Source organism: Pseudomonas sp. B33.4, assembly GCF_034555375.1.
In the GTDB taxonomy this organism is placed as follows: domain Bacteria; phylum Pseudomonadota; class Gammaproteobacteria; order Pseudomonadales; family Pseudomonadaceae; genus Aquipseudomonas.
The window spans coordinates 2976549-2994139 of the sequence record NZ_CP140706.1 but is presented as its reverse complement, the minus strand read 5'-3'; the positions used below and the strand labels follow the sequence as shown (position 1 = coordinate 2994139).

Annotated in this window: 14 protein-coding genes; 8 read left to right on the top strand and 6 right to left on the bottom strand. The window is 58.6% G+C overall.

Annotated features, from left to right (window positions below):
- Positions 1-34: 34 nt before the first annotated feature.
- The 3 genes from U6037_RS13225 to U6037_RS13215 all read right to left on the bottom strand — a co-directional run bounded on the left by U6037_RS13225 (position 35) and on the right by U6037_RS13215 (position 4444).
- The gene (locus U6037_RS13225; protein WP_322847068.1) at positions 35-1660 is read right to left on the bottom strand and encodes a methyl-accepting chemotaxis protein; all 1626 of its coding nucleotides are present in this window, start codon (positions 1658-1660) and stop codon (positions 35-37) included.
- A gap of 308 nt (positions 1661-1968) precedes the next feature.
- Positions 1969-3108 (bottom strand): glycerate kinase, encoded by a 1140-nt coding sequence (locus U6037_RS13220; protein WP_322847067.1) that lies wholly within the window; start codon positions 3106-3108, stop codon positions 1969-1971.
- A gap of 217 nt (positions 3109-3325) precedes the next feature.
- Complete coding sequence (locus tag U6037_RS13215) at positions 3326-4444, bottom strand: sugar diacid recognition domain-containing protein (protein WP_322847066.1); 1119 nt, start codon at positions 4442-4444, stop codon at positions 3326-3328.
- Between the two features lie 171 nt (positions 4445-4615).
- On the opposite strand from U6037_RS13215, the gene U6037_RS13210 reads away from it, so the two are divergent.
- From U6037_RS13210 to rarD, 4 genes are all read left to right on the top strand, one after another.
- A complete protein-coding gene (locus tag U6037_RS13210) occupies positions 4616-5926 on the top strand; it encodes an MFS transporter (protein ID WP_322847065.1) in 1311 nt (436 codons plus the stop codon).
- A gap of 333 nt (positions 5927-6259) precedes the next feature.
- Positions 6260-7273, top strand: a complete 1014-nt coding sequence (locus tag U6037_RS13205) for an aldo/keto reductase (protein WP_322847064.1) — start codon at positions 6260-6262, stop codon at positions 7271-7273.
- 108 nt (positions 7274-7381) lie between these two features.
- Entirely contained in the window at positions 7382-9493 is a 2112-nt protein-coding gene (locus U6037_RS13200) for an acyltransferase family protein (RefSeq protein WP_322847063.1), read from the top strand.
- Positions 9494-9622: 129 nt separating this feature from the next.
- Positions 9623-10504 (top strand): EamA family transporter RarD, encoded by an 882-nt coding sequence (rarD, locus tag U6037_RS13195; protein WP_322847062.1) that lies wholly within the window; start codon positions 9623-9625, stop codon positions 10502-10504.
- Positions 10505-10629: 125 nt separating this feature from the next.
- On the opposite strand, the gene hppD is transcribed toward rarD, so the two are convergent.
- Together hppD and U6037_RS13185 are read right to left on the bottom strand one after the other, a co-directional pair.
- The gene (gene hppD / locus U6037_RS13190) at positions 10630-11706 is read right to left on the bottom strand and encodes a 4-hydroxyphenylpyruvate dioxygenase (protein ID WP_016984437.1); all 1077 of its coding nucleotides are present in this window, start codon (positions 11704-11706) and stop codon (positions 10630-10632) included.
- 244 nt (positions 11707-11950) lie between these two features.
- Positions 11951-12898 carry a DMT family transporter gene (locus tag U6037_RS13185; protein ID WP_322847061.1) on the bottom strand — a complete coding sequence of 316 codons (948 nt, stop codon included), beginning with the start codon at positions 12896-12898 and terminating at the stop codon, positions 11951-11953.
- A gap of 78 nt (positions 12899-12976) precedes the next feature.
- Between U6037_RS13185 and U6037_RS13180 the strand changes: the two genes are divergently transcribed.
- The 3 genes from U6037_RS13180 to U6037_RS13170 all read left to right on the top strand — a co-directional run bounded on the left by U6037_RS13180 (position 12977) and on the right by U6037_RS13170 (position 16100).
- On the top strand, positions 12977-13846 hold the full coding sequence (locus U6037_RS13180) for a LysR family transcriptional regulator (protein WP_322847060.1): 870 nt from the start codon (positions 12977-12979) through the stop codon (positions 13844-13846).
- Between the two features lie 118 nt (positions 13847-13964).
- A complete protein-coding gene (locus tag U6037_RS13175) occupies positions 13965-15500 on the top strand; it encodes a cyclic diguanylate phosphodiesterase (protein WP_322847059.1) in 1536 nt (511 codons plus the stop codon).
- 234 nt (positions 15501-15734) lie between these two features.
- Positions 15735-16100 carry a histone-like nucleoid-structuring protein, MvaT/MvaU family gene (locus U6037_RS13170; RefSeq protein ID WP_127927198.1) on the top strand — a complete coding sequence of 122 codons (366 nt, stop codon included), beginning with the start codon at positions 15735-15737 and terminating at the stop codon, positions 16098-16100.
- Positions 16101-16318: 218 nt separating this feature from the next.
- Here U6037_RS13170 and U6037_RS13165 read toward each other — a convergent pair whose 3' ends face one another.
- A complete protein-coding gene (locus U6037_RS13165) occupies positions 16319-16837 on the bottom strand; it encodes a DUF4946 domain-containing protein (RefSeq protein WP_322847058.1) in 519 nt (172 codons plus the stop codon).
- A 139-nt stretch (positions 16838-16976) separates the two neighbouring features.
- On the opposite strand from U6037_RS13165, the gene gloA reads away from it, so the two are divergent.
- Positions 16977-17498 (top strand): lactoylglutathione lyase, encoded by a 522-nt coding sequence (gene gloA / locus U6037_RS13160; protein WP_322847057.1) that lies wholly within the window; start codon positions 16977-16979, stop codon positions 17496-17498.
- Positions 17499-17591: the final 93 nt, after the last annotated feature.

Below are 17591 nucleotides of genomic sequence, written 5' to 3'. Positions count from 1 at the left end.
TCCTGATTGCGCGGTCTCCAGCCTTCACCGTATCTCAAATCACGAAACGCGCCACCATCGCGTTCAAATCCACCGCCAGACGCGAAAGTTCATGGGTCGCGGCGCTGGTCTGGTTAGCCCCGGCGGCCGATTGCGTGGCCAGATCGCGGATGTTGACCAGGTTGCGGTCGACTTCACGCGAGACCTGCGCCTGCTCTTCCGAAGCACTGGCGATGACCAGATTGCGTTCGTTGATCTGGTGAATCGACTGGGTGATCTGCTCCAGCGCGACGCCAGCGGCGCGGGCCATTTCCAGGGTCGACTGGGTGCGCTGGTTGCTTTGCTGCATCGACGAAACCGCTTCACCGGTGCCGTTCTGGATGCCGGCGACCATTTTTTCGATTTCCTGGGTCGACTGCGCGGTGCGGTGGGCCAAGGCGCGCACCTCGTCCGCGACCACGGCGAAGCCGCGTCCGGCCTCACCGGCGCGTGCCGCTTCGATGGCGGCGTTAAGCGCCAGCAGGTTGGTCTGTTCGGCGATGGCGCGGATCACGTCGAGGACTTTGCCGATGTCACGGCCCTGTGCGGCCAGGCCTTCGATCATTTGCGCGGTGTTCTGCACGTCGTGGGTCATGGTCTGGATCGCGTCGACGGTTTTTACCACTTGATCGCGACCTTCGCGGGCGGCGTGGGTCGACTGGTTTGAGGCTTCAGAGGTCGACACGGCGTTGCGCGCGACTTCCTCAACGGCAGCAGTCATCTCGTTGACGGCCGTGGCGGCTTGTTCGATTTCGTTGTGCTGCTGCTGCAGGCCACGGGAAGCTTCTTCGGTCACCGCGCTGAGTTCTTCGGCGGCGGCGCCCAGTTGCGTGGCGGAACCGGCGATCTGTTCGATGGTTTTGCGCAGGTTGCTCTGCATCGCGGCCAGTGCTTCGAGCAGGCGCGCCGGTTCGTCCTTGCCATCGACTTCGATTGTTTTGGTCAGGTTGCCGCTGGCGATGGTTTGCGCAGCCTGCACGGCGCGGTTCAACGGGGTGACGATGCTGCGGGTCAGCAACCAGGCCAGTAGCACGGTCGCTACGGCGGCAAAAACAGCGACGATAATGATGCCGGTGATGGCGCTGTCGTAATACTCGCCGGCCTGAATCGACGCGGTTTTCGCGTCGGAAGCATTCATGGCGATCAGCTTGTTGAGCTGCTCGCCCATCTGGTCGGTGCCGTCCTTGATGCGCGTATTGATCAGGGTGCGCATTTCGTCGAGTTTGTCCTGACGCGACAGCTCCATCATCTGGTTCTGCGCTTGCAGGTAGTTGTCCAGCGTGGTCGCGAAGCTCTGGTACAACGCCCGCTCTTCCGGGCCGGCCGGCAGCGCGGCGTAACTGGCCTGCGCGGCGCGAACCTTGTCGACCAGAACGCCAATGCGGGTCTGCGCTTCCTGCAACCCGGCGGCTTCACGGTTGACGAGCACACGGAACGACAGAATGCGCAGACGCAGGACGTTTTCAGTCACCACGCTGAGCTGGGTCACGCTGGGAAGTTGCGTCGAATCCATCTCGACGGACGCCTGACGAATGATCGACATGCGGTTAACGGCGAACACGCCGAGCACGATCACCAGCAAGGCGATAAAGGCAAAACCGAGGAAGGCACGGGGCGCGATATTGAGGTTACGCAGGGACATAGTTGAGCTCTCGAAAGATAGAAACTACGAGCGTCCATGCGTCATCACTGGCCCGAGGGGGGCGGGCTCAGTCCGGCGTCACTGTTTTAGAAAGTTATGTGCGCGCCTGTTAGCTGTATCGGCCAGGCTTTAGGAAGATTGCGGGTCAAGAGCAACTATTTTTCAGGGTGTTACAGCAATGAAACACCGTTAATCTCTTTGTGTAGGAGCTGCCGAAGGCTCGGGCCGCGATCGGACGATCTTTTGATCTGAGCTTTTAAAAGCAAAATCAAAAGATCGCAGCCTTCGGCAGCTCCTACAGGAATTGCTCAGGATTTCGCGGCCATGTGCCAGACGCGGGCAATGTCAGTTGCGCGCTCACGCAACAGGCGCGGTGCTTCGGCGCAGGCCTGTTCCAAGGGCATCGGCCCGCTGGTCACGGCGAATGCTGCATCGATGCCGTGACCGTAGAGTTCCTGGTAACCCTCGCCCAACGTTCCGGCGATGACGATCACCGGCACGGCGTGCTGTTTGGCAATCCGCGCGACACCGAACGGCGTCTTGCCGCGCAAGGTCTGGGCATCGAAGCGCCCTTCGCCGGTGATCACCAGATCGGCACCTTTGACCGCTTCGGCGAGGCCGACCAGTTCGGCGACCACTTCAACCCCGGCCTGAAACTGCGCGCCGAGAAAAGCCTTGGCGGCAAAGCCCAAACCACCCGCCGCACCACTGCCAGGTTCGTCGCGAACATCTTTGCCCAGCGCTTGCGCGCAGAGTTCGGCGAAGTGGCCCAAGGCCTGATCGAGTTGCTGCACCTGCGCCGGTGACGCACCTTTTTGCGGACCGAAAATCGCCGAGGCACCGTGCGGGCCGCACAGCGGGTTGTTGACGTCAGCGGCGATATCGAAGCGCACTTGCGCCAGACGTGGGTCGAGTTCGCTCAAGTCCAACTTTGCCAGTTGTGCCAATGCCAAGCCGCCGGGCACCAGCGACTGATGTTGTGCATCGAGCAACTTCACGCCCAGCGCCTGCATTGCGCCGGCGCCGCCATCGTTGGTCGCGCTACCGCCAATGGCCAGAATCACCCGTTGCGCGCCGGCGTCCAGCGCGGCACGAATCAATTCGCCGGTACCGAAGGTGCTGCTGATGCAGGCGTCGCGTTGGCCGAGCGGCACCAATTGCAAACCGCTGGCCTCGGCCATTTCGATGATCGCGGTGTGGTTGTGAGGCAGCCAGCCCCACGCGGCGTCGACCGGCGCGCCCAACGGCCCACGCACGCGGGTGCGGCGCAGTTCGCCTTCGCACGCGGCGAGAATTGATTCGACCGTGCCTTCGCCGCCGTCGGCCATTGGACATTTGACCAACGTGGCCTGCGGCCAGACCTGCGCCAAGCCGAGGGCGATGGCTTCGGCGACGCCTTGGGCACTCAGGCTGTCCTTGAACGAGTCGGGGGCGATGACGATCTTCATGCTGATTCTCCGGTGGCAATGCCCCTCATGCTGCCAGTCGGCCTGCGCATTGACGCCTGTCCGCTGCACAAGTGGCGGGGGCGTTTATTGTTCATTTTCACAAAAGGCTCTGCGGTGAATGTACCGCCGCCATCGCGAGCAGGCTCACTCCTACAGGGGAATGCGTTCCAAATGTAGGAGTGAGCCTGCTCGCGATGGCGTCTTTGAAGGCGCCCAATCAACCCGGATCAGTCTGCGGCAGCAACTGCACCCCAAGATACAGCGCCAACATCCCGTCCAGCCTTAACGGATCAACCCCACTCAATTCGGCAATCCGCTCCATCCGATAGCGCAGGCTGTTGCGATGAATCCCCAACGCATCGGCGCACGCCTGACTCTGGCCATCGTGCTCGCACCAACTGCGCAACGTCGCCAACAACTGGCCGTTGGCGTCCTTGGCGATCACTTTGCGCAACGGTTTGAGCAATTCGTCCAGCGCATCGTCGTTGCGATGCCGCCACAACATCACCGGCAATCGATAGCGGTTCAGCGTCAGCAAACGCGAGTGCGGCAACACTTCGCGACCATAGGCGAGCAAATCACCGACCCGTCGATAACACCGGCGCAGCCCGGCCAGTCCATCGGCTTGCCCGCCCACGGCGATGCGCAGAACCTTCCAGCCCAGACCATCGAGTTTTTCCAGCAGGCGATCATGCTCGACGTTTTGACTCGCCGGCCGGCACCACAACAGCGACGACTTCGCCGAACTCGCGCACCAACTGTCCGGATAACGCGAGGTCAGCCAGGCACTCAGCGCCTCAACGGTTTGCCCCGGCCCGTGTTCAAGGCCCAGTTCGAATAGATACGGCACCCGCGTCAGTTGCGGTTTGAGCCCGAGTTGCTGCGCTTCATCGACCAGACGCGGCGAGTCCCCCGCCTCGCTCAACAGCAACGCCAGCAGATCATCGCAACGCTGGCGCCGCCATTGCTGCTCAGCCTGTTGATTGCGCTGGCCGACGAGCATCTCGGCGGTCATGCGCACCAGTTCGGCATAGGTGCGCAACTGCTCCGGTTCGCCAGTGATGCCGAGCACTCCGATCAAGCGCTGGTCGAGCAACAGCGGCAGGTTGATACCCGGTTGCACGCCTTTGAGATGCACAGCGGTTTGCGCGTCGATTTCGACCACGCGACCATTGGCCAGCACCAGTTGCGCGCCTTCGTGACGGGTGTTGATGCGTTCCGGTTCGCCGCTGCCGAGGATCAGCCCCTGGCTGTCCATGACGTTGACGTTGTAAGGCAAAATGGCCATGGCCCGGTCGACGATGTCCTGGGCGAGGTCGTGATCGAGTTCGAACATAACGGCGGCAATCCTTGATTTATGGCGCTGGCGGTTGTTCACCCGCACAGGGTCTGGCGGCAAACCCTGTGCTCAGGCACAAAGACAATCCGGCCAAAGGTGACCGAGACTCTCGGGGCGATCAACGTTACCCTTTGCATCGCAAAAAATCATAATAAAGAGAGAGCCGCTATGTCGCAGAGCGCCGCAGCTACCCAGACCATCGATGACGATAAAAACGCCGTCTACAAACGCATCACCCTGCGTTTGATCCCCTTCATTTTCATCTGCTACTTGTTCAACTACCTCGACCGGGTCAACGTTGGATTTGCCAAACTGCAGATGCTCGACGCACTGAAATTCAGCGAAACCGTGTACGGCCTCGGTGCCGGTATCTTCTTCATCGGCTACGTGCTGTGCGGCGTGCCGAGCAACCTGGCATTAACCAAATTCGGCCCTCGGCGCTGGATTGCGGTGATGATGATCACCTGGGGCACGCTGTCGACTTGCCTGTTGTTCGTCACCACCCCGACCGAGTTCTACACCCTGCGCCTGTTCACCGGTGCGGCCGAAGCAGGGTTCTTCCCGGGCGTCGTGCTGTACCTTTCGCAGTGGTTCCCAACCTTCCGCCGTGGCCGGATCATGGCGCTGTTCATGTCGGCGATCCCGGTGTCCGGTTTGCTTGGCAGCCCGTTCTCTGGCTGGATTCTCAATCACTTCGCGGCAGGCCAGGGCGGTCTGGCCGGCTGGCAATGGATGTTTCTGCTGCAAGGCATTCCGACGGTGATCCTCGGCGCCCTCGCCTATTTCCTCCTGAGCGACAGCTTCGCCAACGCCAAGTGGCTGACTCCACACGAACGCGCAGTGCTCGAAGCGGATCAGGCCGAAGACCTGGCGAACAAGCCGAAGACTACGTCCGACTCGCTGCTGGCGGTGTTCAAGAACCCGGCAATCTGGGCGTTTGGCCTGATCTACTTCTGCATCCAGAGCGGCGTGTACGCGATCAACTTCTGGCTGCCGTCGATCATCAAGAACCTCGGTTTCAGCGATAACCTGGTGATCGGCTGGCTGAGCGCGATTCCGTATCTGCTGGCGGCGGTATTCATGCTGGTGGTCGGGCGTTCGGCGGACTTGCGCAAAGAGCGCCGCTGGCATTTGGTGGTGCCAATGCTGATGGGCGCGATCGGTCTGGTGATTGCCGTTAACTTTGCGGCAAACCCGGCGATTGCGATTCTGGGTCTGACCATTGCCACCATGGGCGCGTTGACGGGTCTGCCGATGTTCTGGCCGGTGCCGACCGCGATGTTGAGCGCGGGCGCTGCGGCCGGTGGCCTGGCGTTGATCAACTCGATGGGGCAGATGGCTGGCTTCCTTAGCCCGTATCTGGTGGGTTGGGTCAAGGACAGCACCGGCTCGACCGATGCGGCGTTGTATCTGCTCGCGGGGGTGATTGTCGGTGGGAGTTTGCTGGCGTTGCGTATGACGCGGACGTTGCGCGCTTGAGGTTTTGATGGATGGAAGAACGGCCCTTTTCAGGGCCGTTTTTTATTTGGGTTTCGGCTGGGCTTTTGTGGTGTTCTGGAGATCTTTTCCCCCTCACCCCAGCCCTCTCCCCCAAGGGGGCGAGGGGGAAAGGGAGCCGATCTGTGGGCTTTTCAAGACTTGAGTTCGACTCGGTATTGCACGTCGGTTTTGCTCGCTCAAACACCTCACCCTAACCCTCTCCCTCCGGGAGAGGGTTAGGGTGAGGGCTGTGTTTAGCCAATAATTCACTTTGCCGCATCGCACGCTTCTGGTATTTGATTAACCCTTTCCCACCGACAAAAGGATTTCGGCATGAGCTATCGCACACTCGGTCACTCGGGCTTGCAGGTGTCCACCCTCACCCTCGGCACGATGATGTTTGGCGAGCAGACCAGCGCTGAGGATTCGCTGCGTATCATCGACAAGGCCAGGGATCAGGGCATCAATTTCATCGACACCGCTGATGTCTACACCAACGGTCGCTCCGAAGAGATCGTCGGTGAAGCGATTGCCCGTCATCGGCATGAGTGGGTGCTGGCGACCAAGGTCGGTTTCGGCCCGGTGGACGGTGTGCCGAATCGTAGCGGCTTGAGCCGCAAACATATCTTCAATGGCATCGATGCCAGCCTGACCCGGCTCGGCACGGACTATCTCGACATTTACTACCTGCACCGCGAAGACCACAACACGCCACTGGATGTGAGCGTGTCGGCGATTGGCGACCTTATTCGTCAGGGCAAGATTCGTTATTGGGGGCTGTCCAACTATCGTGGCTGGCGGATTGCCGAGGTGATTCGCGTCGCCGACAAACTAGGCGTTGATCGCCCGGTGATCAGTCAGCCGTTGTACAACATCGTCAACCGCCAGGCCGAGACCGAGCAGATCACTGCTGCACAAACCTACGGCCTTGGCGTAGTGCCTTACAGTCCACTGGCCCGGGGCGTGCTCAGCGGCAAGTACGCACCCGATGTGAAACCGGACGCCAACAGCCGCGCCGGACGTCAGGACAAGCGCATTCTGGAAACCGAGTGGCGCGTAGAGTCGCTGCGTATCGCTCAAGAGATTCAGCAGTACACCGAGCAGCGCGGGGTCGGCATGGTCGAGTTTGCGATTGCCTGGGTGTTGAACAACAGTGCGGTGACGTCGGCGATTGTCGGGCCGCGAACTGAAGAACAGTGGGATGCCTATACCAAGGCGCAGGCTGTGCAGATCACAGCGCAGGATGAGGCGTTTATCGATTCGCTGGTCACGCCGGGTCACGCGTCGACTCCGGGATTCAACGATGTCAGTCATTTTGTGTCTGGGCGTAAACCACATCAGGCTTAGATTCCCCGTCCTTTCAACAGCCGATACACTCGGCTGTTTTTCATTGAAACAAACGCGATCAAACGGAATGAATTGATTGTTGGTTCTGAACCAGTCAGGGATTAATAAATGCTCAATCGCCCCGTTGAGGTAGCCGGAAAGCCTTTGCGAGGGCTGCTGTTTAAAATATTTGGCGATAAACAGCGGCGCGAGTCTCCTTCACCGGCAGCGACTGCCGGTGACCGCAAACCAACGATCAAATACCGTGCTGATATCGACGGATTACGCGCAATCGCGGTGCTGCTGGTGTTGATTTTCCACGGCGGTCTGGCGTTTTTCCCGTCCGGGTTTATTGGCGTCGATATCTTCTTCGTGATCTCGGGTTATCTGACCACCGCGATCATCATGAAATCGCTGAACAACGGCAGGTTCACGTTCTCGGGGTTCTATACGCGGCGAATCTGGCGCTTGCAGCCAGCGGTGCTTGCGTTGCTGGTCGTGACCCTGATGGTCACAACGCTGCTGTACCTGCCCGATGACTACGTCGACTTTCTGAAAAGCGAAAAGTACACGTCACTAATCATCTCCAATCAGTACTTTTCCAAAGTCACAACCGGCTATGCCACACCTGATGCGGCCAGCCTGCCGCTGTTGCACACCTGGTCACTGGCCATCGAATGGCAGTGGTATCTGGCCCTGCCGCTGGGCCTCTGGTTGCTCTACCGCTACCTGGCGAAAAGCCTGTTCAAAGCGGTGGTACTCGGCTTGACCCTGGCGGCAATGGCGCTCGCGCTGTACTGGTCTTACTCGGTTCCTGACAAAAACTACTACTTCTTCACTGCGCGAATTTTCGAATTGATGATCGGCTCCTGTGCGGTGATCTTCAGCACGGACACATTCAGGCTCAATCGCCTGGGCGCCACGCTGGTCTGCGCGCTTTCGCTGGCGACGATCATCTTCTGCGCCACCCTGGAAGATATCCTGCCGGGCTTTCCGCGATTCCACGCGATTGCCGTGTGCCTCGCCACGGCAGCCCTACTGTTTCAGGGGGTCGGCGATGCGAGCATTACGTCGAAACTGCTGGCGTTCAAACCCCTGGTGTTTATCGGCACGCTCTCGTACTCCTTGTACTTGTGGCACTGGCCGATCCTGGCGGTGATGAGTTACATGGGCATCGCGCTCACCCCGCCGATGACGATCGTTTATTTCGCCTCCACGTTCGTCATGGCCTGGCTCTGCTATGTGTTGATCGAAAACCGCTTTCGAAAGGCCAGGCTCGACTTTGCCAAAACCCTGGTCGTGCTGATGATCCTGCCCGCAATCGGCCTGTCGCTGCTCCACGCGGCCAGCGTCAGACAGGAAGGCTGGCCGAACCGCTTCAACCAAGGCTACAACAACGTGTTCAATGGCTTGAAAGCATCTGTTCCGGCCAATCGGGAGGGATGTCTTGGTGTCAGTGATGGCGCCGATCCGGGCTGCATAGCGGGTGCCGCGCAGGCCGCACCACAAATATTGCTGATGGGCGATTCGTTTTCGAATCACTACTGGGGCTTTGTCGAAACACTGGCCAGGGATGCCAATCTTGCAGTACTGACACAGGGCTACCCGGCGTGCCTCGCGTTGCCCGGGATCTATATCTACGACGTGAATAAATACACGAACGGGCTGTATAAAAAATGCCACGACGCCACTCAACGCTATTACGACATGATTGCGAAGCGGCATTTCAAGTATGTAATCGTGGGTCAGTTCTGGGAGGCTTATCTCGACGATGACATCGTCACCAGACTGGATGACCCGCGCAGCCCGGAACTGACGCAACAACGCATCGGAGTCGCCATCCGCAAGGCGCTGGATATCATTGTCGAATCCGGTGCTACGCCGGTTTTTCTGGAAAACACGCTGCCCATGCCTGCGGGGATCAACACTTGCCTGCTGCAACAGGTCAAGCTGCGCGGCTTGATGGGCAGTGCCGAGCAAAGCAGCCTCTGCGCTACGGCGCCATGGTCAGGCGCAAAAGAGCCGGTACTCGAACAGCTGTTCAATGACCTGAAGACCGAGTACCCCGGTTTGATCGTCATTGACCCGAAAATCGTGCAGTGCAAGGACGCCGCGTGCATGACCACCGTCGACGGTTTGCCGGTCTATCGTGATATTGGGCACATCACCGATTACGCCTCTTACAAGTTCGGCGAGATGTACCTCATGCGCTTCGGCAATCCGTTGAAGGTTGCGCAGTGAAGATTCACTCACACTGACTACGCTTTTGTAGGTGCGTGGATGTGGGAAATATTGAGCAACCGGCCAATATTCAGCACAAAAACCACGTATCCTTCGCGCCCCGTTTGACCATCAACCCGCGAGGACAGCTTGTCTAAAGGTATCGCTCTATCGGTTTCAGCTTCGGTGCTGTTTGCCGTCATGTATTACTACACCTCGTTGCTCACACCGTTGAGTGGCGTGGAAATTTTCGGCTGGCGGATGCTGCTGACCGTACCGTGCATGACCGTGTTCATGCTGGTGTCCGGGGAATGGCGGCGGGTGCTGGAGCTGATTCGGATGGTCGTGGCACAACCAAAACTGGTCGCCGGCCTGATCATCTCGGCCGCCCTGCTCGGCGTGCAGCTGTGGCTGTTCATGTGGGCGCCGCTCAACGGCTACAGCCTCGATGTGTCGCTGGGCTACTTCCTGCTGCCGCTGGCGATGGTCCTGACCGGGCGGATTGCCTACGGCGAGAGCCTGTCGTACCTGCAGAAAGTGGCGGTGTTCTTCGCCACCCTCGGTGTGTTGAACGAGCTGTATCAGGTTGGCGGGTTTTCCTGGGCGACACTGGTGGTGGTCGTCGGCTATCCGCTGTACTTCGTCCTGCGCAAATACCTGAAGACCGACAATCTCGGCGGATTGTGGGTGGATATGACGCTGATGCTGCCGGTCGCCTACTGGTTCGTGCAGGGTGGCGAGCAAGGCTTTGGCGTGTTTGACCAGTACCCGGGGCTGATGTGGCTGATCCCGCTGCTGGGGTTGATCAGTGCGTCGGCGCTGGTGGTGTACATCATTGCCAGTCGTTTGCTGCCGTTCAGCTTGTTTGGCTTGTTGAGTTACGTTGAGCCGGTGTTGCTGCTCGGTGTGGCGTTGCTGCTTGGAGAGAGCATCAAGTCCGGGGAATGGCTGACGTATATTCCGATCTGGCTGGCCGTGCTTGTGTTGATCTTCGAAGGCTTCAAACACTTGATGCGCCAACGCCGCCCCTAAGCCCAACAAAAAAAATGTAGGAGTGAGCCTGCTCGCGATTGCGTTCATTCAGTCACCAGCATTGCCGGATCTGAAAACGCTATCGCGAGCAGGCTCACTCCTACAGTGTTTAGCGGTGTAGCGGATTACTCGGTTGCGAGTACACCGCGACGCACCTGATCACGCTCGATCGACTCGAACAGCGCCTTGAAGTTGCCTTCGCCGAAACCATCGTCGCCTTTACGCTGGATGAACTCGAAGAACACCGGCCCCATCAGGGTTTCCGAGAAGATCTGCAGCAACAGACGCTTGTCGCCCTGCTCCGAGGCGCCATCGAGCAGGATGCCGCGCGATTGCAGCTGATCCACCGGCTCGCCATGGTTCGGCAGACGACCTTCGAGCATTTCATAGTAGGTGTCCGGCGGCGCGGTCATGAAGCGCATGCCGATCTTCTTCAGTTGATCCCAGGTCTTGATCAGGTCGTCAGTGAGGAACGCGACGTGCTGGATGCCCTCGCCGTTGAACTGCATCAGGAACTCTTCGATCTGGCCCGCGCCCTTGGACGATTCTTCGTTCAGCGGGATGCGGATCATGCCGTCCGGTGCGGTCATCGCTTTCGAGGTCAGGCCGGTGTATTCGCCTTTGATATCGAAGTAACGGATCTCGCGGAAGTTGAACAGCTTCTCGTAGAAGTTCGCCCAGTAGGCCATGCGACCGCGATACACGTTGTGCGTCAGGTGGTCGATGATCTTCAGGCCGGCACCGACCGGATTGCGATCAACGCCTTCGATAAACACGAAGTCGATGTCGTAGATCGAGCTGCCTTCGCCGAAACGGTCGATCAGGTACAGCGGCGCGCCGCCAATGCCCTTGATCGCCGGCAGGTTCAGCTCCATCGGGCCGGTTTCAATGTGGATCGGCTGGGCGCCGAGTTCCAGTGCGCGGTTGTAGGCTTTTTGCGAATCCTTGACGCGGAACGCCATGCCGCACACCGACGGGCCGTGCTCGGCAGCAAAGTACGAAGCGACGCTGTTGGGTTCGTTGTTGAGGATCAGATTGATCGCGCCCTGACGGTACAGGTGCACGTTCTTGGAGCGGTGGGTGGCGACTTTGGTGAAGCCCATGATCTCGAAGATCGGCTCCAGGGTGCCCGGCACCGGCGATGCGAGCTCGATGAATTCAAAGCCCATCAGGCCCATTGGGTTTTCGTATAAATCTGTCATGGTGACGCCTCATCATTCTTATCAAATTAACCAGGGTTATTTGTCAGTCTGCGAGGTCGGTGGGTGGCGCACAGGAGATGCCACGCACACTGCGGGCGAGGAAGTCACCGTAGATCAGTTGAAACCCGAATATCTTCATTGTCGACCCAAGGCTCTTGCGGGCGAGGCTTCTGCTGCCAGAAGACGATTATTATTGTATGCGTAACCCGATTCTACACAGCGTAAATAGGCTTGTCTGCCCTCCCTATAAAATCCGCTTTTTTGCGACCGGCGCAAGGGGTTTGTTGCACAGGTAAATGCCAGTCAGGATCAGCGCGCCACCGAGGTACATGGCCGCTGTCAATTGCTCGCCCAGCAGCAGCGCGCCAAGGATGACCGCCGTCAACGGATTAAGCGCGATAAACACCCCGCTGCGCGTCGCGCCGATTTTACGGATGCCGTCGTAATAGCCGATGTAGGCCAGCGCCGAGCCCAGGACGCCGAGGTACAGCAGGCTCAGCCATTGCGCCACGCCCAGATTATTCAGCGCCTGCCAGCTCAGCTCGCCGCGCGCCGCCCCCAGAGCCCACAACATGACGGTGCCGATCAGGATCGAGTACGTCACGGTCTGCACCGGCCCTAACGTCCGATTCAGATCGCGGGAAAACAGCGAATAAACGCCCCACCCCAGCACACAGCCGAGAATCAACACATCGCCGATCCATGCCTGCGGCGTTGCGGCCAGCAATTGCGGATTTCGGCTGACGATCACCAGGCCAGCTCCGCCAATACAGATCGCGATACCAGCGGTTTTAATTATTCCCAGACGCTCTTTGAATAACCACCACGAGACAAGGCCAATCACCGCCGGGTTCAACGCCACAATCAACGAAGCCCGCGACGCGTTGATGTATTGCAGGCCGTAAAAAAAACACAGGTTGTAGAAGAAGATCCCGAAGAACCCCAGCAGCGCCAGGTGCAGCCATTGCCGTGGCGTTGGCCGCGCCAAAGGGATGCGCGCCAGCCACAGGAAGCCGAGCAACGCCGCACTGGCGAGCAAGAAGCGCAAGCTGGCGGCGAACACCGGACTCAGACTACCGGCAAGAAAACGTCCAGCGACAAAGGTGCCGCCCCAAACCATGGTCACCATCGCGAGTGTCAGGTAAACCGCGATGTCGGATGATGTTGTGTGCAGCTGCTCGACGTTGCGCATGAGGCTCCAGACCAAAGCTTTTGAGGAATGCCGTATCATTCACCTCATTCCACATAATCGTAAAATGAGCAAACACTCATGACCTTCACGCAACTGGAAATCTTCTCGCTGGTCGCCGAACTGCGCGGTTTCACCCTCGCGGCCCATCGCCTGGGGATCTCGCAGTCGGCGGTGTCCCACGCGATGAAGTCGCTGGAGCAGGAATTGGGTGTCGAACTGCTGCGCCGGCATCAGTCGTCCGTGGAGCTCAGTGACATCGGTGAGCAATTGCTGCTGCGCGCCCGCGCCATGCTCGGGCTGGCCAACACCTTGCGCCAGGAAGCCGCTGATGCGCGCGGCATGAAAAGCGGCACCTTGCGCATCGGCTCGTTCGGCCCGACTTCGTCGATCAAGTTGCTACCCAACATTCTGCGGCAATATCGCGAGGCGCATCCGGGCATCGAAGTGCATATCGATGAAGGGCCGGATCGACAAGTGACGCAGTGGCTGGAAGAACGACGGATCGATATCGGTTTCGTGGTGCTGCCTGAGGAGCGCTTCGACACCTTCGCCTTGATCGAAGACCAGATGGTTGCGCTGCTCCCGGTGGGCCATGTGCTGGCAGCCCGAACCGCGTTGAGCCTCAAGGATTTGTGCGATGTACCGTTCGTCCTGACCGAAGCGGGTTCTGCGGAGCTGGTGTCGCGACTGTTCATGGCCGCGCGTTTGCAACCGAACATTCGCTATCGCTGCTCGCAGTTGCTCAGCACGCTCGACACGGTTGGCCGTGGCGACGCCATCACGATTGTCGCCGAAGGCTCTTTGCCGCAAGAGGCAACACCTCGCTACGTAAAGAGGCCATTGCTGCCCGCCGTACAACGTCAGGTCGGGCTCGCCGTTCTTGATCGGCGCCAGGCGTCTCCCGCCGCTCTGGCCTTTATCGAGCTGGCGACGCGAATGAAGCACTGATGAGCGGCGCAAGCGCCTTCTGCCATCTATCCTCCCCTCTGGCTGAAGTTTTTTTCAGCGGCGCGCCGTTATCCGGCCTGCATTCGATAGTTCCATTCCACCGCGACAGGATGCGCCCATGCCGTTGACCGTCAGACCCCGCCGCAAACGCAGCACACGCATTCTCGTCACACTGCTCAGCGGTTTGCTTCCGGTGCTGCTGGGCAGCGCGATTCTTTACATGCAGGCTGGCCGCACACTGGAACAAGGTTCACGGCAAACCGCCGAAGAGGCGCTGCGCCAGTTCGAGCTGATGCTCGACAACACCGCCCAGGCAGCCCGTGAATTGCTGCCGCTGGCCGGCCAGACCTGCGAGAACGTCAAACTCGCCCTGCGCGAGCAGGTGACCCGACGCCCGTTCGTGCGCTCGACCAATCTGGTGTGGGACGACAACCTCTATTGCAGCTCGTTGTTTGGCGACTTCAAGGAAGCCGTCAACGCGGGCGACTACAACCAGGGCAAGTTGTGGCTGATGAACGGCAACCCGGTCACACCCGACACCGCTCTGCTGGTCTATCGGCTCAGCGAAGGTCGCGGCGGCGCACTGACGACACTCGACGGTTACCACCTGAGCAACATGTTGCGTCTGATCGGCCGGCACATGTTGCTGGTGCTGCGAGTGGGCGATAACTGGCTGTCGGCTGACGGCAAAGTACACACTGGCGCCCTGCCCGCGCTGCCGATAGCACAACACACACTGGATTCTTCGCGTTACGCGTTCAGTGTCTCCGCCGGTTTTCCCGAGGGCGAAACCTGGCGCTACATGGCCGATGAATATCCGCCGCTGTTCAGTCTGTTGATCTTTTTTGGCGTGGTGGCCGGTGCCATCGGACATGTTTTGCAAAAACGCTCTACGTCGCCGAGCCACGAGATGCTCCGCGCGCTCGAGGCCGGCGAGTTCATTCCTTACTTCCAGCCCGTAGTGCATGGCGACAGCAAGAAATGGTCGGGAGCCGAAGTCTTGATGCGCTGGACGCACCCCAAAGAAGGGCTGGTGCGCCCGGATCTGTTTATTCCATTCGCCGAGCATTCAGGCCTGATCGTGCCGATGACCCGCGCCCTGATGCAACAGACCGCGGCGCTGCTGGGGCCGCTGTCAGCAACCTTCACCCCGCCGTTTCATATCGGCATCAATATTACTGCGAGCCATTGCAAGGACCTCGAACTGGTTGAGGACTGCCGGGCGTTTCTCGCCGCGTTCGTGCCCGACAGCATCAGCCTGGTGCTGGAGCTGACCGAGCGCGAGTTGATCGAACCGACCGACATCACCCGGCAACTGTTCGAGCAATTGCATGCACTGGGCGTGAAGATCGCGATTGACGACTTCGGCACCGGGCACTCGAGCCTTGGCTACTTGCGCAAATTCAATGTCGACTTTCTCAAGATCGATCAGAGTTTTGTCGCCATGATCGGCATCGACGCGCTGTCCCGGCACATTCTCGACACCATTATCGAACTGTCGGCCAAGCTTGATTTGGGTATTGTTGCCGAAGGTGTCGAAACTCAGGCGCAAGCCGATTATCTGACTGCGCATAACGTCAACTTCCTGCAAGGCTACCTGTTCGGCAAACCGATGCCGGCAGCGGACTTCATCAGCGCATTAACTCACCATTAACTAAGCCTGATTAAGACGAGCGTACCGATCAGGCGCACCAAATTGATACAAAAGACCGCTGTTGTTACATGAAGACAACATCAGGATTTACTCTTGGCGCATTAACTACTACAATTTTTTCAACCTGAGCAAAATTGGCAGGTGAGCCATTTATCACCGAGTCGCTTCAAGGCTCTTGGCTTATAGCTTTGTTTGCGGTTGGTATCAGCCAAACACACTATTGGAGTAAAGATATTGTCCAGACTCGCTGAATTTCGTGCAGCTGAAAAGGCCCTTCAGGAACAGCTCAAGCAGCTGGAATCGCTGAAGAACGATGCCGGGCTCAAGAAAGAAATCGAATTCGAAGAAAAGCTCCAGGGGCTGATGAAACACTACGGCAAAGGCCTGAAAGAGATCATCGCCATTCTCGATCCGAACCCGGCAAAATCCGGTCTGCAGACCTCTGCAGCACCTAAAACCCGCCGCGCCCGCGTGGTCAAGGTCTATCAGAACCCGCACACCGGTGAACTGATCGAAACCAAGGGCGGCAACCACCGCGGCCTGAAAGCGTGGAAGGAACAATACGGTGCAGCCACCGTTGATTCCTGGTTGCGCGGTTAATCCAGCGCCAACAAAAAAGCCCTGCATCATGCAGGGCTTTTTTATTGACAATATCTAACAAATGAAATGATTTTCATCGAACAAGTTGCGACTTTTCTGTAACGTTACTGAGCCAGATACCCAAACATTTTGATGCGCAATGTTGCGAGTCAGGGTCAGCGTTAAACTTTGTGCTTAATGCCTTTGGGTATCTAACCACCCTGCGAGAGTACAGCCGCTTAAAGTTTCAAGCTGTTTCTCACCGCCACTATCTCGTCGGCGCTCGCCTTATAAACCTCAGCCTGCCCGGCATAGGAAAGCACATAAGCCTTGTCCGCCTCGACCGCTGCGACCAGGGTTTGCGACAACACATGTCGCCCGTTTTCGGTGATCGTGCAAGTGGTTTCCAGCGCCGATAACGTACCCAGCGTGGCCGCATGCACTTTGTTGCAGACACTTTGGTAGCCGCTCTGGAAGAAGTCCTTCTGGATCGACTTGCGCATTTCCAGCAGCACGCCTTGCAAGTTGACCTGATGCCCGGTTTCTACCTGCGTCATGGTCAACTCCATGACCATCACCTGATTGCCATCAGCGTCGTTTTTGACCGCACGCTGACGGGAAACCCGGGCAGTCGCTTCAGGTAGCACCTCGACTTGCCAACCGGCCGGCCAGGTAATGCTCGGCTCACTTGCTGATGCACCGACAGCGCCGAGAGAACACGCGAAAAACACAAACAGGGATTTGAACAGTCGGATCATTGCCGGACGCACTCGCAGATTGAGCCGTAAAGTCTGAGCCTCGCCCACGCGCAGGGCAAGCCTGCCCTTTCATTTGGCGATGCCGGCAGGCATGCGTATCATTGCGCCCATTCACTCGCCCATAGTTATTGGAGGGCCCATGAGCCTGCACGAACTCAACACTTTCCCCGGCGTCACCGCTACCCCAGACAGCGCAACCCGCAACTTCGTCTTCAACCACACCATGTTGCGTGTCAAAGACATCACCCAATCTCTGGACTTCTACACCCGCGTACTGGGTTTCTCGCTGGTTGAAAAGCGTGACTTCCCGGAAGCCGAGTTCAGCCTGTACTTCCTTGCGCTGGTCGATCAATCGCAGATTCCGGCCGACGCAGCTGCTCGCACCGAATGGATGAAGTCCATTCCGGGCATCCTCGAACTGACCCATAACCATGGCACCGAGAACGACGCGGATTTCGCCTATCACAATGGCAACACTGACCCGCGTGGTTTTGGCCATATCTGCATTTCGGTGCCGGATATCGTTGCAGCGTGTGCACGTTTTGAAGAGCTGGGCTGCGACTTCCAGAAGCGCCTGACCGATGGTCGCATGAAAAGCCTGGCGTTCATCAAGGATCCGGATGGTTACTGGGTCGAGATCATTCAGCCAGCGCCGCTGTAAAGGCTGAAAAGCCCCTCACCCTAACCCTCTCCCAGAGGGAGAGGGAACTGATTGGGGGATATTGGAGAGATACGCCGACTTGAACGATTGGCG